General features: G+C 69.1%; 19 protein-coding genes, 1 other RNA gene and 1 riboswitch. Of the genes, 7 read left to right on the top strand and 13 right to left on the bottom strand.

Annotated features, from left to right (window positions below; genetic code table 11):
• Positions 1-22: 22 nt before the first annotated feature.
• The 5 genes from EV655_RS13980 to EV655_RS14000 all read left to right on the top strand — a co-directional run bounded on the left by EV655_RS13980 (position 23) and on the right by EV655_RS14000 (position 3,926).
• Complete coding sequence (locus EV655_RS13980; protein ID WP_132545896.1) at positions 23-316, top strand: hypothetical protein; 294 nt, start codon at positions 23-25, stop codon at positions 314-316.
• Complete coding sequence (locus EV655_RS13985) at positions 316-921, top strand: glutathione S-transferase family protein (protein ID WP_132545898.1); 606 nt, start codon at positions 316-318, stop codon at positions 919-921. Before EV655_RS13980 ends, EV655_RS13985 begins: the two co-directional genes overlap by 1 nt.
• Before the next feature lie 291 nt (positions 922-1,212).
• A complete protein-coding gene (gene petA, locus EV655_RS13990) occupies positions 1,213-1,770 on the top strand; it encodes a ubiquinol-cytochrome c reductase iron-sulfur subunit (RefSeq protein ID WP_132545900.1) in 558 nt (185 codons plus the stop codon).
• Between the two features lie 11 nt (positions 1,771-1,781).
• Positions 1,782-3,119, top strand: coding sequence for a cytochrome b (locus EV655_RS13995; RefSeq protein ID WP_132545902.1), 1,338 nt, complete (start codon positions 1,782-1,784; stop codon positions 3,117-3,119).
• An 18-nt stretch (positions 3,120-3,137) separates the two neighbouring features.
• Positions 3,138-3,926 carry a cytochrome c1 gene (locus EV655_RS14000; protein ID WP_132545903.1) on the top strand — a complete coding sequence of 263 codons (789 nt, stop codon included), beginning with the start codon at positions 3,138-3,140 and terminating at the stop codon, positions 3,924-3,926.
• 108 nt (positions 3,927-4,034) lie between these two features.
• Here EV655_RS14000 and EV655_RS14005 read toward each other — a convergent pair whose 3' ends face one another.
• From EV655_RS14005 to thiB, 3 genes are read right to left on the bottom strand one after another with little or no spacing between them, the layout of a single operon-like run.
• A complete protein-coding gene (locus EV655_RS14005) occupies positions 4,035-4,727 on the bottom strand; it encodes a thiamine ABC transporter ATP-binding protein (protein WP_132545905.1) in 693 nt (230 codons plus the stop codon).
• Positions 4,714-6,285 (bottom strand): thiamine/thiamine pyrophosphate ABC transporter permease ThiP, encoded by a 1,572-nt coding sequence (locus EV655_RS14010; RefSeq protein WP_132545907.1) that lies wholly within the window; start codon positions 6,283-6,285, stop codon positions 4,714-4,716. The genes EV655_RS14005 and EV655_RS14010 overlap by 14 nt, the downstream gene beginning before the upstream one ends.
• Positions 6,261-7,253: a thiamine ABC transporter substrate binding subunit gene (thiB, locus tag EV655_RS14015; protein WP_132545909.1), complete on the bottom strand. Its 993-nt coding sequence runs from the start codon at positions 7,251-7,253 to the stop codon at positions 6,261-6,263. Before thiB ends, EV655_RS14010 begins: the two co-directional genes overlap by 25 nt.
• Positions 7,254-7,291: 38 nt before the next feature.
• Positions 7,292-7,397: riboswitch (TPP riboswitch) on the bottom strand.
• Between the two features lie 94 nt (positions 7,398-7,491).
• Between thiB and aroC the strand changes: the two genes are divergently transcribed.
• The gene (gene aroC, locus EV655_RS14020) at positions 7,492-8,595 is read left to right on the top strand and encodes a chorismate synthase (protein WP_132545911.1); all 1,104 of its coding nucleotides are present in this window, start codon (positions 7,492-7,494) and stop codon (positions 8,593-8,595) included.
• Positions 8,596-8,610: 15 nt separating this feature from the next.
• On the opposite strand, the gene EV655_RS14025 is transcribed toward aroC, so the two are convergent.
• The 3 genes from EV655_RS14025 to EV655_RS14035 form a co-directional block, all read right to left on the bottom strand.
• Positions 8,611-9,501: a DMT family transporter gene (locus tag EV655_RS14025; RefSeq protein WP_132545913.1), complete on the bottom strand. Its 891-nt coding sequence runs from the start codon at positions 9,499-9,501 to the stop codon at positions 8,611-8,613.
• Positions 9,502-9,601: 100 nt separating this feature from the next.
• Positions 9,602-9,889 (bottom strand): HU family DNA-binding protein, encoded by a 288-nt coding sequence (locus EV655_RS14030; RefSeq protein WP_132545914.1) that lies wholly within the window; start codon positions 9,887-9,889, stop codon positions 9,602-9,604.
• Between the two features lie 127 nt (positions 9,890-10,016).
• Complete coding sequence (locus EV655_RS14035) at positions 10,017-11,501, bottom strand: AMP nucleosidase (RefSeq protein ID WP_132545916.1); 1,485 nt, start codon at positions 11,499-11,501, stop codon at positions 10,017-10,019.
• Between the two features lie 118 nt (positions 11,502-11,619).
• Here EV655_RS14035 and EV655_RS14040 point away from each other — a divergent pair, with 118 nt between their 5' ends.
• A complete protein-coding gene (locus EV655_RS14040; protein WP_132545917.1) occupies positions 11,620-12,471 on the top strand; it encodes an SDR family oxidoreductase in 852 nt (283 codons plus the stop codon).
• A 61-nt stretch (positions 12,472-12,532) separates the two neighbouring features.
• Here EV655_RS14040 and rpmG read toward each other — a convergent pair whose 3' ends face one another.
• The 7 genes from rpmG to gatA form a co-directional block, all read right to left on the bottom strand.
• The gene (gene rpmG / locus EV655_RS14045) at positions 12,533-12,700 is read right to left on the bottom strand and encodes a 50S ribosomal protein L33 (RefSeq protein WP_132545919.1); all 168 of its coding nucleotides are present in this window, start codon (positions 12,698-12,700) and stop codon (positions 12,533-12,535) included.
• A 104-nt stretch (positions 12,701-12,804) separates the two neighbouring features.
• Positions 12,805-13,521 carry a DUF533 domain-containing protein gene (locus EV655_RS14050; RefSeq protein WP_132545921.1) on the bottom strand — a complete coding sequence of 239 codons (717 nt, stop codon included), beginning with the start codon at positions 13,519-13,521 and terminating at the stop codon, positions 12,805-12,807.
• 120 nt (positions 13,522-13,641) lie between these two features.
• Positions 13,642-14,349, bottom strand: a complete 708-nt coding sequence (locus EV655_RS14055; RefSeq protein WP_132545923.1) for a DUF533 domain-containing protein — start codon at positions 14,347-14,349, stop codon at positions 13,642-13,644.
• Between the two features lie 110 nt (positions 14,350-14,459).
• An RNA gene (gene rnpB, locus EV655_RS14060) (RNase P RNA component class A) lies at positions 14,460-14,843 on the bottom strand.
• An 11-nt stretch (positions 14,844-14,854) separates the two neighbouring features.
• Positions 14,855-15,553, bottom strand: a complete 699-nt coding sequence (locus EV655_RS14065; RefSeq protein ID WP_132545925.1) for an N-acetylmuramoyl-L-alanine amidase — start codon at positions 15,551-15,553, stop codon at positions 14,855-14,857.
• Between the two features lie 4 nt (positions 15,554-15,557).
• Positions 15,558-16,220, bottom strand: a complete 663-nt coding sequence (locus EV655_RS14070) for a hypothetical protein (protein ID WP_132545927.1) — start codon at positions 16,218-16,220, stop codon at positions 15,558-15,560.
• A 39-nt stretch (positions 16,221-16,259) separates the two neighbouring features.
• Complete coding sequence (gatA, locus tag EV655_RS14075; RefSeq protein WP_132545929.1) at positions 16,260-17,741, bottom strand: Asp-tRNA(Asn)/Glu-tRNA(Gln) amidotransferase subunit GatA; 1,482 nt, start codon at positions 17,739-17,741, stop codon at positions 16,260-16,262.

Below are 17,741 nucleotides of genomic sequence, written 5' to 3' on the forward strand. Positions count from 1 at the left end.
CCATCGTCAGGGAGGAACCGCCATGCCGCTGCCCCTTGCCCCGATTGCCAGCGTGGCGCTGCGCTATGGCCTGCGCTACGGGATGGTTGCCGTGGCCGCCTACGCGCTCAGCCAGCGTTCCCGCACGCCGCTCCGCCGTGACCAGCGGAGCGAGGATGCGATGGATGAGCTGGGCGAAGGCGTGGCCTTCCGCCGTGACGGTGAACAGGTCAATGGCGGCGCGCGGCTGAAGCGCACGATTCGCGTGGGCACGGCGGGCCCCGGGGTCGAGATCGACGCGAGCGCCTTGGGCCGCCTGCGGTTTCGCCGGGTATGATGCGGCTTCACGACAACGCCGCCTCGCCGTTCTGCCGCAAGGTGCGCGTGGTGCTGATCGAGACCGGGCAGGTCGACGCGGTCGAGATCGTGCCCGCCGTCGGCCATGCGCTGGAAACCGGCCAGATGCCGCTGGCCGAGAACCCGCTGGGCAAGATCCCCGTGCTCACCCGGCCCGAGGGTCCCGCGCTCTACGACAGCCGGGTGATCTGCCGCTATCTGGATGCCCGCGCCGGCGCCCGTCTCTACCCCGAAAGCCGGCTCTGGGAGGTGCTGACGCTGGAGGCGACCGCCGACGGGATCATGGATGCCGCGGTCCTGATGGTCTACGAGGCGCGCTGCCGCCCCGAGGGCGAACGCAGCCCCGCCTGGGTGGACGCCCAGTGGGACAAGATCGCCCGCGCGCTGGATGCCATCGAGGCGCGCTGGATGACCCAGCTTGCCGGGCCGCTGACCATGGCGCAGATCGCGCTGGGCTGTGCGCTCGGCTATCTCGATTTCCGCCACGGCACCCGCGACTGGCGGCAGGGCCGCGCTTCGCTTTCCGACTGGGAAGCGGGGTTTTCCAGCCGTCCGGCCATGGCGCAGACCGCCCCCGCGCCCTGATCCCCTGTCAAAATCCCGTGAGCGCGGACCGGCCCGAATCCTGCGTCCGGGCTGCGGTGGAACGTCTCAGAACCTGTCTAAGGAACCAGTTTTCTCTGGCTGCGGCGGGATGCGGCGGGTATACGACTGTCGACCGGAATTCGACTGGGCCCAACCCCCTTGCTGCGCGGCTATGTCCGCTGGACGCAAGTGTTAACGGGGGCTAGGTAAGTCCGGGAAAAGGCCGGGGCTTTCCCAATGGCCCGTGTTTCGAATCGACCGGGACGCCGGTCATGGAAAGGAGAGTTTCTCGTGTCGCACGCAGAAGATCACGACGGTACCCGCCGCGATTTCCTTTATTACGCCACGGCGGGCGCTGGTGTTGTGACCGCCGGGGCGGCGATCTGGCCCCTCGTCGAACAGATGAGCCCGTCGGCCGACGTTCAGGCGCTGAGCTCGATCCGGGTGGATGTGTCGTCCGTGGTCGAGGGCCAGCAGCTGACCGTCAAGTTCCTGGGCAAGCCGGTGTTCATCCGCCTGCGCACGCCCGAGGACATTGAACTGGCGCGCTCGATCCCGCTTGGTGATCTCGTCGATACCGACTCGCGCAACCCGAACAAGCCGGGCCAGGCCACCGACCAGAACCGCGCCATGGACGAAGAGGGCCGCTGGCTGGTGATGATCGGCGTCTGCACCCATCTGGGCTGCGTGCCGATCGGCAACCAGTCGGGCGATTTCGGGGGCTGGTTCTGCCCCTGCCACGGCTCTCACTACGACTCGGCGGGCCGTATTCGCAAAGGCCCCGCGCCCGAGAATCTTTATATCCCGGTCGCGTCCTTCGTGGACGAGACGACCATCCAACTCGGTTAAGGGAGCAGCCGATGTCCGGTATTCCTCACGATCACTACGAGCCGAAATCGGGCTCCGAAAAGTGGCTGCATCGGCGTCTGCCGATTGTCGCCCTGATCTACGACACCCTGATGATTCCAACCCCCAAGAACCTCAACTGGATGTGGATCTGGGGGATCGTCCTGTTCTTCACGCTGGTGCTGCAGATCGTCACCGGCATCGTGCTGGCGATGCACTACGTCCCGCATGTCGACATGGCCTTCGCCTCGGTCGAGCACATCATGCGTGACGTGAACGGCGGCCACTTCCTGCGCTACCTGCACTCGAACGGCGCCTCGCTGTTCTTCGTGGCGGTGTACCTGCACATCTTCCGCGGCCTCTACTACGGGTCCTACAAGACCCCGCGCGAGGTGACCTGGATCATCGGTATCCTGATCTACCTGGCGATGATGGCGACCGCGTTCATGGGCTACGTGCTGCCGTGGGGCCAGATGTCGTTCTGGGGCGCCACCGTGATCACCGGCCTGTTCGGCGCGATCCCGTGGGTCGGCCAAGACCTGCTGACCTGGCTGCAGGGCGGCCCGGCGGTCGGCAACCCGACGCTGACCCGCTTCTTCTCGCTGCACTACCTGATCCCCTTCGTGATCCTCGGCCTTTCGATCGTGCACGTCTGGGCCTTCCACACCACGGGCAACAACAACCCGACCGGCGTCGAGGTCCGCCGCGGATCGAAGCAGGAAGCCGAGAAGGACACCCTGCCGTTCTGGCCCTACTTCGTTATCAAGGACCTCTTCGCGCTGGGCATCGTGATGATCGTGTTCTTCGCGATCGTGGGCTTCATGCCGAACTACCTCGGGCACCCCGACAACTATGTCGAGGCCAACCCGCTGGTGACGCCGACGCACATCGTGCCGGAATGGTACTTCCTCGCCTTCTACGCGATCCTGCGGGCCTTCACCGCCGATGTCTGGCTGGTGATGCTGACCGACTGGATGACCTTCGGCGTGGTCAATGCCAAGTTCTTCGGCGTGCTCGCGATGTTCGGTTCGATCATCGTGATGGCGCTGGTGCCCTGGCTCGACACCTCGAACGTCCGTTCGGGCCGCTACCGGCCGATGTTCAAGGTTGCGTTCTGGCTGTTCATGGCGAACTTCGTGCTGTTGACCTGGGCGGGCGCCATGCCGGCAGAGGGCATATACACCAATATCGCGCTGATCGGCTCGGCCTACTGGTTCGCCTATTTCCTGGTGATCCTGCCGGTTCTGGGCGTCATCGAAAAGCCGCTGCCCCAGCCCGACACCATCGAGGAAGACTTCAACGCCCACTATGGCGATGGCGCGGCCAAGGCCAGTGCCAGCCCGGCCGAGTGACAGAAGGGATCGCATGAGATGTTCATGAAACGCACGATCGCCGCGGTGACCGCCCTGACCCTCGGGGCGGGCGGGGCCCTGGCCGCCGAGGCCGAAGGCCACGTCACCGACTTCAAGTTCCCGTTCGAGGGCGTGTTCGGCAAGTACGATCAGGCCCAGCTTCAGCGCGGGTTGCAGATCTACACCGAGATCTGCTCGGCCTGCCACGGCCTGATCTACGTGCCCTTCCGCACGCTCGCCGATCCCGGCGGGCCCAGCCTCAGCGATGACGCGATGCGGGAATACGCCGCCTCGTTCGAGGTGTTCGACGAGGAGATCGAGGATTTCCGCCCGGCCAAGCCCACCGACCACTTCCCGGCGGGCACCTATCCGGGGTCGCCCGACCTCAGCCTGATGGCCAAGGCGCGTGCGGGGTTCCACGGCCCGGGCGGTACCGGTCTCAACCAGCTCTTCAAGGGCATGGGTGGTCCGGAATACATCACGTCCTACCTGCTCGCCTTCACGGACGAGACCAAGGACGAGGCGGGGACCATCTACTACCGCAACCCGGTCTTCTCGACCGGGTGGAGCGCGATGCCGCCCCAGTTGTATGGCGACGACGTCGAATATGCCGACGGCACCGAGGCGACCGCGGTACAAGAGGCCAAGGACGTGGCCGCCTTCCTGATGTGGGCGGCCGAGCCCAAGATGATGGCGCGGAAAGAGGCGGGGTTCATCTCGGTCATGTTCCTGACCGTGCTGACCGTGCTGCTGTACCTGACGAACAAGCGGCTCTGGGCGCCCTACAAGCCCAAGAAGCAGATCTGATCGATCGGTTCGGCCGAAACGGAAAACGCGCCTTTCGGGGCGCGTTTTTCGTTTGCGCCCGGGCCGCACGGTGCGATCGCGCGTCGCAAGGAAGACGGGCAGGGCGGGTCAGCCCAGATAGGCGCGCAGCGCCTCTGGCGGATCGGCAAAAAGCGCCGCGGTCGGGCGCGGGGGATCGGCGCGCCCCTCGGCCACCAGCATGGTCTCGTCGGCGATGGCGCGCGCGTCTGCGGGATCGTGGGTCACCATCAGCACCGTCGCACCGCTTTCATGGGCAAGCTCGGCTACCAGCCCCAGCATCTCGGCCTTCAGCGCGGGTCCGAGCGCGGCAAAGGGCTCGTCCAGCAGCATCAGCGGCCGGCCCCGCAGCAGCATCCGCGCCAGCGCCACGCGCCCGCGCTGGCCGCCCGACAGTGCGGCGGGCTTGCGCGGGCCAAGCCCGGCCAGTCCGACACGTGCCAGCGCCGCCTCGGCGCGGTCCCGGTCGGCGGGCGACAGCCGCAGGTCGGGGTGCAGGCCCAGCCCGACATTCTGCGCTGCGGTCAGGTGCGGGAACAGGTTGTTGTCCTGGAACAGCATCGAGACGGGCCGTGCGCCGGGGGGCAGGGGGCCAAGGTCCACGCCCTCCCACAGCACCCGGCCCGAATTCGGCGGCAGAAACCCCGCAATCACGTCCAGCAGCGTCGACTTCCCCGCGCCGGATGGCCCCAGCAGGGCAACGATCCGGCCGGTCTCGACCGTGACATCCGCGGCCAGGCGGAACGCGCCCAGTTCGATCACCAGCCGCTCAAGCCTCAGCATCCGTTCGCCCCCCGCGGTCGAAGATCCAGAACAGCCCGAGGCTCAGCGCCAGCAGCACCAGCGCGGCCCCCGCCGCCGCCTCCATCCGGTAGGCCGCCATCAGGCGGTAAAGCTGCAAGGGGAGCGTTGCCTGTCCCGGGTCGGCGAACAGCGCGATCACCCCCAGGTCGCCCATCGACAGCGCCGCCGACAGCCCCAGTGTGAACCCCACCGGCCGCCGCAGCCGCGGCCACAGCACCAGCCGCAGCCGTGCCGCCCCGGTCATCCCGAGGCTGTCGGCAAGGCGGCCGAACCCGGTCTCTGCCTCGGCGACGGCGGGCGTCAGCGCGCGCAGCGCAAAGGGCAGGCTCATCGCCGCGTTGACCAGCGCCGTGACCGGCAGGGCCAACGCCACCGGATCGGCAAGGGGAAACAGCAGGATGAACAGCCCCGTGCCCATCACCAGCGGCGAGGCGGCGATCGACAGCGTGCCCGCCGCCTGCACCGCCGCGCCCCGCGCTCCGCCCAGTCGCACCGCCGCCAGCGCGAGGGGCAGCGCCAGCGCCAGCGTCAGTGCCGCCGAGCCCAGCGCAACCGCCAGCGATCGCCCCGCGGCCTGCCAGACCGACAGCGGCAGATCGGCCAGCCCGGCCAGGCCGCGGCCCACGATCATCGCCAGCGGCAGCACCAGGAACAGCGCGGCAAGCCCGACCCAGGCCGCGTCCAGCAGCCTCGGCCCATAGCCGCCCGCGTCCCAGCGGGCCAGCGGCCGGTCCAGCCCGGCCCCCATCGCCCCGGACACCGTTACCCCAAACGCCAGCACGGCGGCGCCAGCGCACAGCGCGAACTGGATCAGCGACAACAGCGCCGCCCGGCCAAGGTCGAACTCGAACCGGAACGCCTGGTAGATGGCCAGTTCGACGGTCGTGGCCCGCGGCCCGCCGCCCAGCGTCAGCGCCACCGCGAAACTCGTCATGCAGATCAGAAAGATCACCAGAAACGCGCCCGGCAGCACGGTGCGCAGCATCGGCCGTTCCAGGTGCCGCGTCACGTCGCCGGGCGTGAACCCAAGCGAGGCGGCAAGGCGAAAGCGTTCCGAAGGAATCGCCAGCCAGCCCTGCAGGATCAGCCTGGTCGCCAGCGGCAGGTTGAAGAACACATGGGCCAGCACCACGCCTTCCAGCCCGTAGATGTCGATCGGTCCAAGGCCCAGCGACGCCAGCGCTTGCGAGACCAGCCCGCCGCGCCCGAACACCGCCAGCAGGCCGATCACCGCGACGATCACCGGCAGGATGAAGGGCGCCCCCAGCAGCGTGATCAACAGACCCCGGCCGGGAAACCGGCGGCGCGCCAGGGCGCGCGCCACCGGGATCGCCAGTGCCACGCTCAGCCCGGCCGACAACAGCGCCTGCATCAGTGTGAACCGCACCGCCGCCCAGTCCGCCGGGCCAAGGACGGCAACGCCTTCGGCCCGCCCCGCCACCGCGGCCAGCGTGCCGAGGCTGAGCGCCAGCATCACGCCCCCCGCGGCCAGCCCCGCAGGGATCGCGAGCCCTAGCGGCTGAGCGCGTCGCGCCATTCGGCCAGCGCCGGATCGCGCAGCGACGCGGCCTCCTCCGCGGACAGCAGAAGTGCGGCTGCGGGCCGGATCAGGGTCTGAAACCCGTCCGGCAGCCCCGCCTCGGGTGTCACCGCCGGATACATCCAGTTGGTCGTCGGGATCACCGACTGGAACGGGTCGGTCAGCATGAACGCCAGGAACTGCGCCGCCAGCTCCGGCTGGTCCGACGACGCGACGCGCCCCGCCACCTCGACCTGAAGGTAATGCCCTTCGGCAAAGGCCGCGGCGGCCTTGGTGTCGTCGTCTTCCGCGATCAGGTGATAGGCGGGCGAGGTGGTATAGCTCAGCACCATGTCGGCCTCGCCATCCATGAACAGGCCATAGGCCTCGGACCAGCCCTTGGTCACGGTCAGCACATGCGGCGCCAGCCCCTCCCAGATTGCGGGCGCGCGCGCGCCATAGGCCGCCTTGACCCACATCACCAACCCCAGCCCGGGGGTGGAACTGCGCGGATCCTGGATCACGATCTTCAGGTCGTCGGGCGCCGCGATCAGCGCCTCGAAACTGCCGGGCGGTTCGGGCAGGCGGGTCTTGTCGTAGACGAAGGTGAAATAGCCCCAGTCATAGGGCAGGAAGATCTCGTCCTCCCAGGCGACCGGCAGGTCCAGCGCGGGCACCGCGATCCCATGCGGTGCGAACAGCCCGGTCTGCGCGGCGGCCGCCGTCAGGTTGGTGTCCAGCCCCAGCACCACATCGGCCTCGGTGCGCGTCCCTTCCAGCCGCAGCCGCGCCAGCAGCGACGCGCCGTCGCCGGCCGCCACGAATCGCAGGTCGCAGCCGCAGACGGCCTCGAACGCGGCCTCCACCTGCGGGCCGGGGCCCCATTCGGACAGGAAGCTGTCATAGGTATAGACGGTCAATACAGGGGGCTCTGCCAGCGCCGGGGTGGCGCACAGAATCCCCGCGGCGAGGAACGGCGTTCGCATGGTCATCCTCCATCTGCGGGGCGGCCGGGCAAGGGTGGAGGCTGTCCAGACACCTTCCCTCCGCCGGTTCTAACCGGGTCAGGTTCGACGGGTTCGCGCGTCTTGCGCATCTCAGCCCCGCGCGGGGCACCCCGAGGTAGGCCAAGCCTAGTGCCCGCGTTCCCCCCGCGCAAGGGAAAGCGCTTGAGGGGGGCGGGCGTGGCGGCTATGCCCAAAGGCGCGACAACGGAGCCCGCCCATGAGCCTGAACACCTTCGGCCACCTGTTCCGCGTCACCACGTGGGGCGAAAGCCACGGGCCCGCGCTGGGCGCCACCGTCGACGGCTGTCCGCCGGGCGTGCCGGTCGATGCGGCGGCGATCCAGCACTGGCTTGACCGGCGCAAGCCCGGACAAAGCCGGTTCACCACGCAGCGCCGTGAACCGGACGAGGTGGAAATCCTGTCCGGCGTGTTCGAGGGCCAGACCACCGGCACGCCGATCCAGTTGATGATCCGCAACACCGACCAGCGGTCCAGGGATTACGGCGACATCGCCCAGGCGTTCCGGCCGGGCCATGCCGACATCACCTATTGGCAGAAATACGGCATCCGCGATCCGCGCGGCGGCGGCCGGTCCTCTGCGCGCGAAACCGCGGCGCGGGTGGCGGCGGGCGGCGTCGCGCGGGCGGCGCTGGGCATGCTGGCGCCCGGGGTGCGGATCACCGGCTACATGGTGCAGATGGGGCCGCATGCGATCGACCGCGACCGCTTCGACCGGGCCGAGATAGAGACGAATCCGTTCTGGGTGCCCGATGCGCAGGCGGCGGCCGGCTGGGCCGTCTATCTCGACGATCTTCGCAAGTCGGGCAATTCCGTCGGCGCCGTGGTCGAGGTGGTTGCCGAGGGCGTGCCCGCAGGCCTTGGCGCGCCGGTCTACGGCAAGCTCGACACCGATCTCGCCGCCGCCATGATGAGCATCAACGCCGTCAAGGGCGTCGAGATCGGCGAGGGGATGGCGGCGGCGGCCCTGACCGGCACCGAGAACGCCGACGAGATCTTCATGGGCGGGGACGGCCAGCCCGTTTTTGGCTCGAACCACGCGGGCGGCATCCTCGGCGGGATATCCACCGGCCAGGACATCGTGGTGCGCTTCGCGGTAAAACCCACCTCGTCGATCCTGACGCCGCGGCGCACGATCACCAAATCGGGCGCAGAGACCGAGATCGTCACCAAGGGCCGCCACGACCCCTGCGTCGGCATCCGTGCCGTGCCGGTGGGCGAGGCGATGATGGCCTGCGTGCTGCTGGACCACCTGCTTCTGCACCGCGGCCAGGTGGGCGGGGCCGGCGGGCGGATCGGCTAGCCCGGTTCGCGCCGCTCAGTCGCCGACCGGCGCGGTCGCGCGCGCCTGTTTCGACAACTGCACCGCCAGGATCCCCGCCATCACCACCGCGACGCCGGTCACGTCCAGCGGCCCCAGCCGTTCTCCCAGCAACAGCGCGGCGATCGAGACGCCGAAGAACGGGCTGAGGAAGTGGAAGGTCGCCGCCCGCACCGCGCCGATGCGGCGGACCAGCAGGAACCAGATCAGCGTCGCGACCAACCCCGGAAAGACGGTCGTATAGGCAAAGGCCGCGATCAGCGTCCAGCTCCAGGTGACCTCCCATCGCTCGCCCACCGCCAGCGCGGCAACGCCCAGCGCCGCCGCCCCCACCAGCATCTGCAAGCCCACGATCATAAGCACGTTGCCGCCCGAAGATGCCGTCCGTACCGCCAGCGTCGCCGCGGTCAGCGCGAACACCCCGGCGATGCACAGCACCAGCCCGTAAAGGTCGACGCCCGCGGTGATCCGGCTGCCCATGATGATCGAGACTCCGGCGAACCCCACGACAAGGCCCAGCACGCCCAGCGGGCGCACCCGTTCGCCCAGGACGATCCAGCCGAACAGCGCCACCAGCAGCGGCATGGTGGACGCAATGATCGAGGCCATCGATGCCTCGAGCGTCTGCATGGCGACAAAGTTCAGGCCCAGATAGAGACCGTTCTGGCTCAGCCCGAAGATCGCGGTGGCCCGCCACTGCTCGCGCGTCAGCCGCCAGCTTTGCCCCAGCGCCGCGGCGATCCCCACGCCCAAGAGGCCCGAGATCAGGAACCGCAGCGCCAGCGCCGTCAACGGCGGCGCGTCGGCCACGATCATCCGCGCCGAGGTGAAGGCCGAGGCCCAGATGAAGGCGAAGGCAAGCCCCATCGCCAGCGCGCGCAGATCCATCGCTCCCCCCAGAATGACAAGGACCGCTTCCGCCCAAGGAAAAGGGCCGCCTCCCGGGCGACCCTAGACCGAATTCCGCGGTTCAGAAAGGCGCGAGGCCTCAGCCGTTGACGCTGTCCTTCAGCGCCTTGGCGATGGTCATCTTGACGACCTTGTCCGACGGCTTCTTGAACTGTTCGCCGGTGGCGGGGTTGCGCACCATGCGCTCGGGGCGCTCGCGGCAATAGATCTTGCCCACGCCGGGCAGCGTCACAGAACCGCCGGCCGCGACTTCGCGGGTGATGATGCTGGTCACCGCGTCCAGCGCCGCCGAGGCGGTTTTCTTGTCCGCGCCCATTTCCTCGGCAAGGGCTGCGACGAGCTGGGTCTTGGTCATCGGTTTCGCCATGTACGATCTCCTCGTTCGTGCCCTCTTTGGGGGCTCATCTGCGCAATTTAACTCCATCTTGCGGCCACACACAACGATTTGTGGGCGCAAAGGTCCATTTTTCACGCATTTTGTGGAGGTTTTCCGCCTAGAGGAAGGCGGTTTCCTCGAAGCTCCGCAGCTTGCGGCTGTGGATCCGTTCCAGCGGCATGTCGCGCAACAGTTCCATCGCCCGGATCCCGATCGCCAGGTGGCGCGCGACCTGGGTCCGGTAAAAGTCGCTTGCCATGCCCGGCAGCTTCAACTCACCATGCAGCGGCTTGTCGGATACGCAGAGCAGCGTGCCATAGGGCACCCGGAACCGGAACCCGTTGGCCGCGATCGTGGCGCTTTCCATGTCCAGCGCGATGGCGCGGGATTGCGACAGCCGCTGCACCGGGCCCGACTGGTCGCGCAGTTCCCAGTTGCGGTTGTCGATGGTGGCGACGGTGCCGGTGCGCATGATCCGCTTCAGTTCGAACCCCTCCAGCCGGGTGATCTCCTCGACCGCGTCCTCCAGCGCGACCTGGATCTCGGCCAGCGCCGGAATCGGCACCCAGACCGGCAGGTCGTCGTCCAGCACGTGATCCTCGCGCAGATAGCCATGCGCCAGCACGAAATCGCCCAGCCGCTGGGAATTCCGCAACCCCGCGCAATGGCCGACCATGATCCAGGCATGCGGGCGCAAGACCGCGATATGGTCGGTCGCGGTCTTCGCGTTCGACGGCCCCACGCCGATATTCACCAGGCTGACGCCCTGCCCGTCGGCGCGTTTCAGATGATAGGTGGGCATTTGCGGCAGCTTTGGCAGCGCGGGCAGGGGGGCGTCGGGTGCCGTGATCTCGGCATTGCCGGGGCCGACGAAGGCGATATAGCCGCTTTCCGGATCGGCCAGCGCGGCGCGGGCGAAGGCCTCGAACTCCTCGACATAGAACTGGTAGTTTGTGAACAGGACGTGGTTCTGGAAATGCTCGGGCGCGGTCGCGGTGTAATGTTCCAGCCGCGCCAGCGAGTAATCCACCCGCTGTGCGGTAAAGGGCGCCAGTGGCCGGGCCGCGCCATCGGGCGTGGTCCGCGTGCCGTTCACGATATCGTCGTTGGTGGTGTTCAGGTCCGGCACGTCGAACAGGTCGCGCAGCGGGACGTCCAGCACGCCTTCCTGCGGCACGCTCAGCCCGCCGCCGCCCGCCACCGCGAAATGCACCGGGATCGGCGTCTCGGACGGCCCGATCACCACCGGCTGGCCGTGATTGGCGATCAAGAGGCCGATCTGCTGGCGCAGGTAATTGGCGAACAGGTCGGGCCGGGTGACGGTCGCGGCATAGATCCCCGGCTCGGCCACATGGCCGAAACTCAGCCGGCTGTCGACCTGGGCATGGGTCGCGGTGGCAAACCGGATCTCGGGATAGACCGCCCGAAAGCGCGCCCGCGGCGCATCGCCCGCCAGAACCTCCTGAAAGCGTGCGCGCAGGAACCCGCGCGAGGCCTCGTAGATCCCGGCCAGCCGCGCGACGGCGGCGTCGGCATCGGTAAACGCCTCGGGGCCCGGCAGGTCCGGGCGTTCCAGCGGCAATTCGGCGGCGTGGTCGGGCATCGGGATCCGCTGCGTTGATCGGTGCCAAGTGTCACGCTTTCGCCCGGCGGCGCAACCCCCGCTTGCACCCTGTTCGCAAACCCTTGCCCGGCGTCTCCGACCCGGCGATGCTGGGGCCATGACACAGACGCTTCTTTCCATCGGACATGGCTATTCCGCCCGCGAACTGGCCCGAACCCTCGGCCCCGGCTGGCGGGTGATCGGCACAACCCGCAGCCCCGACCGCGCCGAAGCCCTGCGCGCCGAGGGGGTCGCGCCGCTGATATGGCCGGGCAGCGAGCTTGGCCCGGCGCTGGCGCAGGCGACGCATCTGCTGACCTCGGTGCCGCCCGGGCAGGGCGGCGATCCGGTCCTTGCCGCGCTGGGCGACGCCCTGCGCGCGGCGCGGCACCTGCGCTGGGTCGGCTATCTGTCGACCACGGGCGTTTATGGCGACCATGGCGGCGGCTGGGTGGACGAGACCTCGGCCCTGACCCCGGCCACCGAGCGCGGCCGCGCCCGGGTCACGGCCGAGGCCGGATGGGCGGCGCTGGGCCTGCCGCTGCACGTCTTTCGCCTCGCCGGGATCTACGGCCCGGGCCGGTCGCCGCTGGACAAGCTCAGGGACGGCACGGCGCAGCGCATCGTGAAGCCGGGGCAGGTCTTTTCCCGCATCCATGTCGCCGACATCGCGCAGGTGCTGGCCGCCTCGATCGCGCGGCCGAACCCCGGCGCCATCTACAACGTCGCCGATGACGAACCCGCGCCCCCCCAGGACGTGATCGCCTTTGCCGCGGCGATGCTGGGCCTGCCGGTGCCGCCCGAGATTCCCTTCGACCAGGCCGATCTGGGTCCGATGGCGCGCAGCTTCTATGCCGAATCAAAGCGCGTGCGGAACGACCGGATCAAGACCGAACTGGGCGTTCACCTGCGCCACCCGGACTATCGCGCCGGGCTGGCCGCCCTGTTCGAGGGCGAGGCCACGGGATAGGCCGAAACGACAAAGGGCCGCGCCCTGGGCGCGGCCCGTGATCCGGTCCCGGAGGGCGCGATTACTTGATCTTGCCTTCCTTGTAGTCCACGTGCTTGCGGACCACGGGATCGTATTTCTTGATCACCATCTTCTCGGTCATCGTCCGGGCGTTCTTCTTGGTCACATAGAAATGCCCGGTGTCCGCGGTCGAGTTCAGGCGGATCTTGATGGTCGTCGGCTTCGCCATGTCTCATCTCCGTCGCGAAGGGCGGGCATCGGGGCCGCCCCAAGAAATCCATGAAGCCCGCGTTGTAGCGATCCGGGGTCGCGAGTCAAGCAGGTTCTCGGCGGTCAGGACAGCTGCTGCGGCAGCCGCATCGCCTGGTGAATCCGGGTCCGTGCCGCCTGCCCGATATGCAGCGCCTCGGCCAGCCGGTCCAGATAGGCGACCTCGGCCGGGCTGTCGATGTCGATCGCCATCACCGAGGCCGCATAGACTGCCGTGCGCTGATAGCTGCCGGTCTCGGCCGCCAGCGCCTCGATGTCGACGGGCCGGGCGATCTCGTCCTCGACAAGGGCGCGCTCGTCCCCGGATAGATCGCCCAGCACCTCGGCCAGCCGCGCCCGTTCGCCCGCGTCGATCTCGCCATCGGCCTTGGCCGCCTGGACCATCGCCCGGATCATCAGCCGCGCGTTGCGTTCCATCGTCTCGCCCGGAGGCGTGCCGCTGCCCAGCGCCCCCAGCAGGTCGCGCGCGTTGCCCGATCCGGCCCAGGTCGCCGCGCCCAGCGCCGACATCAGCCCGGCCACCCCCATCACCGCGCTGTCGCCGGTGGCCTGCGCCCGCGGACCCAGCCAGCCGACATTGTCCTTCAGCGCCGCACCGCCGCCGATCACCTGCATCCGTTCCAGCAGCGCGCCGACCTGGCTGCCGATCCCGGCGCGCGAGCCCGCCGATTGCATGGCGCGCGCCAGTCCCGCGCCGCCGCCCATCTTCTGGAACCTGTCCAGCCCCCTGGCCGCGGCAAAGCCCACGGCAAGCGTCGCCATCGTCCTGACAAAGCTCATGCTCTCTCCATTCCGCTGTCTGTGCGTCCGGGGGGCTGCCCCCCGGACGCACAGACTAGCGGCTGGCGCGGCGCGGCCCAACGGCCCCGATGTCGCGCATCGGGGCCGCGGGCGCCGGGCTCAGGCCGGCAGACCCATCGCCGCGCGAATTCGCGCCACCTTTTGTGAATCCAGCCCCAGCGCTCGGGCCAGATTGGACAGGAAGGCCTCTTCGGCCGGGCTGTCGACATGGATTGCGGTGGCCGCCGCGGCATAGACCTGGGCGCGCATCGCCTCCTGGGTGTCGCCGGCCAGCGCCACCGGGTCGACCGGTGCGGCCAGTTGTTCCTCGACGAAGGCGCGTTCCTCGTCCGACAGATCGCCCATGACCGACAGGATCTTCTCGCGTTCCGCCGGGTCGATCTCGCCATCGGACTTGGCCGCCTGGATCATCGCCCGGATCATCAGCTTGGCGTTCTCTTCCATCGTTGCGCTGGCCGCGCCGGTGCCGGTCAGCGCGTCCATCATCTGCGTCGCCTGCCCGGTGCCCGCCGCCGCCGCGCCGCCCAGCGCCGCCATCAGCCCGGCCAGTCCGGCCGTGGCCGCCTCGCCGGCGCGGTCGGCGCCCTGGCCCATGCGTGCCATCATTTCCTGAAGCTTGGCGGTGCCGCCGGGCACGCCCATCTTCTCCATCATGGCGTCGAGCTGGCTGGTCATCTGCGCGACCTGTTCGTTCGACTTCAGCTTGTCCTGAAGGCCGGCCATGCCGCCCATCTTCCTGTATTGCTCGACGCCCTTGGCCGCGGCGAAACCGGCGGCAAGCGTGGCCAATGTCCGAACGAAACTCATGGCAATCCTCCGATATGCGAAACGCGATCTGCAATGCTCGGCGCGCCCCCCTGGCGCGCGGGCCGATCTTACAGGGATTCCCGCCTGTGCGGGAATATTCTGGGGATGTGATGCGCGGATGGCCTGTAAGCCGGATTCTGTCCACCCCGGACCGTGATCCGGGGCTGGATGACCATTCCTCTGGGCGTGCCGTTGCCGACCCGCTCGTGCTGCCAACCCGGACCCCTGGGCCGAAGCCGCCCTGCCGCAAGCGCGGCGCGGGATCCCTATTCGGCATTGCTCCCGGTGGGGCTTGCCGTGCCGGTCCTGTTACCAGTCCCGCGGTGGGCTCTTGCCCCACCGTTTCACCCTTGCCGCCGGGCGAACCCGGTGGCGGTCTGTTCTCTGTGGCGCTTTCCCTGGGGTTGCCCCCGCCGGGCATTACCCGGCACCGTTGCTCCGTGGAGTCCGGACTTTCCTCGGGGGCAGGCCCCCGCGGCCATCCAGCCATCCGCGCCCGCCCGATCTAGGCGCTTGCATCCCGCCGGTCAACGGGGAAGCGCCGCGCAAGGTCCAGCGCCGCGGCCATGTCGGCGGGGCAAAGCGGCCCCGCGGCCCAGGGTCGGAAGCGCAGGCGAAAGGCTTCCAGCAGATCGCCCGTCGGCCGGTTCGGCCCATAGCCCACCCGCACCAGCGCCGCGCGGAACGCCGCCTCGTCGGGCGCAGCCCCGCCGCCCGCCCCAGGCCCCGCCTCTGGCCAGACCGAAAGCCCCGCCCGGGCCAGCCTCTGCCAGTCGAACCGCCGACCCGGATCGCACTTGCGCCCCGGCGCCATGTCGGAATGGGCGATCACCCGTTCGGGCGGCACCGCCCAGCGGACCATCAGCCCGGCCAGCAGCCGCTCCAGCGTGGCCATCAGCGGCGCCGGGAACGGCTCGGCCCCGGAATTGTCCAGTTCGATCCCGATCGAGCGGGAATTGACGTCGGTGACATCGCCCCACGACCCCGCCCCGGCATGCCAGGCCCGCAACCCTTCGTCCACCAGCTGGAACAGCCCGCCCTCCCGCGTGATCAGGTAATGCGCCGACACCTCGGCCGCGGGATCGCACAGCCGGTCCAGCGCCGCGTTCAGTGGCATCGCGGTATAGTGCAGCACGATCAGGTCGGGCCGGGCGCCGCCCCGGCGCGGCCCGAAATTGGGCGAGGGCCGCCAGACCGGCCCCATCGACCTAGCGCATCGCGGCGCGGAACGGCGTCGGATCCCAGTAGCAGGCGAAGCCGTCGCCGTCCGGATCCAGCCCCAGCCGGTCACGCTCGGGCCCGCCGGCCTTGAGGAACGCCTCTTGCGCGAGGTCGGGCGAGCCGTATTGCGCGCAGTTGCGCAGATATGCCGCCTCGCGCGTCAGGCCCGACCGGCGATAGCGCGATTCGCCCACCCGGTTCGGTGCGCCCAGTGCGTATTCCACGATGTTCGGCCCCGTCGCGCCGGTGCGCGGCGGCAGCGGTTCGGGCGCGATCACGGTGTATTGCTGGCGCTGGGCCTGCAGCCGCTCGCGGTCGCTCTGGATCGTCTCGCGCGCGGCGACGGCGGCAAAGTTCTGCTCGTCCGAAATGCCCGGATTGTCGGTGTCGATGACCACCCGCGGCGCGGCTTGCGCGTCGGCGGCCTGCGTGCCGGGGTTCAGCGTTGCCAGCGTCTCGGCGGCGATCGCGGCGCCTTCGCCCTGCGCCGTGACCGGCGGCTGAACGGCCCCCTCGTCACGCAGCGCGCGCGCCCGCGACGCGCTGTACTCCTCGTAGGTGCCGAAACCGACCCCGGCCGCGGAATCGGGAATCTCGGGCTCGCAGGCGGCCAGCGCCAGAACCGCAAGGACCGGGAAAGCACTACGCATCGGGATCATCCTGCTCGTGACGATGTCAAGCCGCGGCTCTTACCACCATTTCGCGGGCTTGGAAACAAAGCCCGCGGCGCGTTCAAGCACTTGTGCGGTGTTCAGCAGGTCGCCCTCTTCCCAGGGCCGCCCGATCAGTTGCAGCCCCAGCGGCAGGCCCCGGCTGTCGAGCCCCGCGGGCACCGAGATCCCCGGTAGTCCCGCCAGGTTCACCGTGACCGTGAACACGTCGTTGAGATACATCTCTACCGGGTCGGCATCCTGCATCTCGCCCAGCCCGAACGCGGCCGAGGGCGTCGCGGGCGTCAGGATCGCATCGACACCCTCGGCGAACACCGTCTCGAAGTCGCGCTTGATCAGCGCGCGGACCTTTCGCGCGCGGTTGTAATAGGCGTCGTAGAAGCCCGCCGACAGCACGTAGGTGCCGATCATCACCCGGCGCTGCACTTCCTTGCCGAAGCCCTCGGCGCGGGTCTTTTCGTACATCTGCACGATGCCGTCGCCCTGCGCCAGTTTCGCCCGGTGGCCATAGCGCACCCCGTCATAGCGCGCGAGGTTCGAGGACGCCTCGGCCGGGGCGATCACGTAATAGGCGGGCAGGGCGTATTTCGTGTGCGGCAGGCTGATGTCGACGATCTTCGCACCCGCGTCCTTCAGCATCTCGGCGCCGCGGGTCCACAGCGCCTCGATCTCGGCGGGCATGCCGTCCATGCGGTATTCGCGCGGAATCCCGATGGTCTTGCCGCGGATGTCGCCGGTCAGCATCGCCTCGAAATCCGGCACGGGGATGTCGGCGCTGGTCGAATCCTTCGGGTCGTGCCCGGCCATCGCCGCCAGCATGATCGCGGCGTCCTGCACCGTCTTGGTCATCGGTCCGGCCTGGTCGAGCGACGAGGCGAAGGCCACGATCCCCCAGCGCGAACAGCGCCCGTAGGTCGGCTTGATCCCCACGATGCCGGTAAAGGCTGCGGGCTGGCGGATCGAGCCGCCGGTATCGGTCCCCGTCGCGGCAAGGCACAGGTCGGCTGCCACGGCGGCGGCAGACCCGCCCGACGATCCCCCCGGTGTCAGGTCGCGGTCATCGACTTTCCACGGGTTGACCACGTTGCCATAGGTGCTGGTCTCGTTCGAACTGCCCATGGCGAACTCGTCCATGTTCAGCTTGCCCAGCATCACCGCGCCCGCGTCCCACAGGTTCTGGGTGACGGTCGATTCATATTCGGGACGGAACCCGTTCAGGATATGCGATGCCGCCTGGCTGGCCACGCCCCGGGTGCAGAACAGGTCCTTGATCCCCAGCGGCAGCCCGCACATCGCGGGCGCATCGCCCCTGGCGATGCGCGCATCGGCGGCACGGGCCTGGTCCAGCGCGATCTCGGGCGTCCTGTGGACAAAGGCGTTCAGCCGGCCCGCTGCCTCGATCTCGGCCAGGCACGCCTCGGTCAGCGCGACCGCACTGGTTTCACCCTTGCGCAGCGAGTCCCGCGCCCCGGCCAGCGTCAGTTTGCTCAACTCGCCCAT

This window comes from Rhodovulum euryhalinum, assembly GCF_004342445.1.
GTDB classification, from domain to species: Bacteria; Pseudomonadota; Alphaproteobacteria; order Rhodobacterales; family Rhodobacteraceae; genus Rhodovulum; species Rhodovulum euryhalinum.

Bases quoted from the DNA above. Each gene is read 5' to 3' on its own strand.
- EV655_RS13980 (WP_132545896.1), top strand. From the start codon at position 23: ATGCCGCTGCCCCTTGCCCCGATTGCCAGCGTGGCGCTGCGCTATGGC.
- EV655_RS13985 (WP_132545898.1), top strand. From the start codon at position 316: ATGCGGCTTCACGACAACGCCGCCTCGCCGTTCTGCCGCAAGGTGCGC.
- EV655_RS13995 (WP_132545902.1), top strand. From the start codon at position 1,782: ATGTCCGGTATTCCTCACGATCACTACGAGCCGAAATCGGGCTCCGAA.
- EV655_RS14000 (WP_132545903.1), top strand. From the start codon at position 3,138: ATGTTCATGAAACGCACGATCGCCGCGGTGACCGCCCTGACCCTCGGG.
- EV655_RS14005 (WP_132545905.1), bottom strand. From the start codon at position 4,727: ATGCTGAGGCTTGAGCGGCTGGTGATCGAACTGGGCGCGTTCCGCCTG.
- EV655_RS14010 (WP_132545907.1), bottom strand. From the start codon at position 6,285: ATGGCGCGACGCGCTCAGCCGCTAGGGCTCGCGATCCCTGCGGGGCTG.
- thiB (WP_132545909.1), bottom strand. From the start codon at position 7,253: ATGCGAACGCCGTTCCTCGCCGCGGGGATTCTGTGCGCCACCCCGGCG.
- aroC (WP_132545911.1), top strand. From the start codon at position 7,492: ATGAGCCTGAACACCTTCGGCCACCTGTTCCGCGTCACCACGTGGGGC.
- EV655_RS14025 (WP_132545913.1), bottom strand. From the start codon at position 9,501: ATGGATCTGCGCGCGCTGGCGATGGGGCTTGCCTTCGCCTTCATCTGG.
- EV655_RS14030 (WP_132545914.1), bottom strand. From the start codon at position 9,889: ATGGCGAAACCGATGACCAAGACCCAGCTCGTCGCAGCCCTTGCCGAG.
- EV655_RS14035 (WP_132545916.1), bottom strand. From the start codon at position 11,501: ATGCCCGACCACGCCGCCGAATTGCCGCTGGAACGCCCGGACCTGCCG.
- EV655_RS14040 (WP_132545917.1), top strand. From the start codon at position 11,620: ATGACACAGACGCTTCTTTCCATCGGACATGGCTATTCCGCCCGCGAA.
- rpmG (WP_132545919.1), bottom strand. From the start codon at position 12,700: ATGGCGAAGCCGACGACCATCAAGATCCGCCTGAACTCGACCGCGGAC.
- EV655_RS14050 (WP_132545921.1), bottom strand. From the start codon at position 13,521: ATGAGCTTTGTCAGGACGATGGCGACGCTTGCCGTGGGCTTTGCCGCG.
- EV655_RS14055 (WP_132545923.1), bottom strand. From the start codon at position 14,349: ATGAGTTTCGTTCGGACATTGGCCACGCTTGCCGCCGGTTTCGCCGCG.
- EV655_RS14065 (WP_132545925.1), bottom strand. From the start codon at position 15,553: ATGGGGCCGGTCTGGCGGCCCTCGCCCAATTTCGGGCCGCGCCGGGGC.
- EV655_RS14070 (WP_132545927.1), bottom strand. From the start codon at position 16,220: ATGCGTAGTGCTTTCCCGGTCCTTGCGGTTCTGGCGCTGGCCGCCTGC.
- gatA (WP_132545929.1), bottom strand. From the start codon at position 17,741: ATGGGCGAGTTGAGCAAACTGACGCTGGCCGGGGCGCGGGACTCGCTG.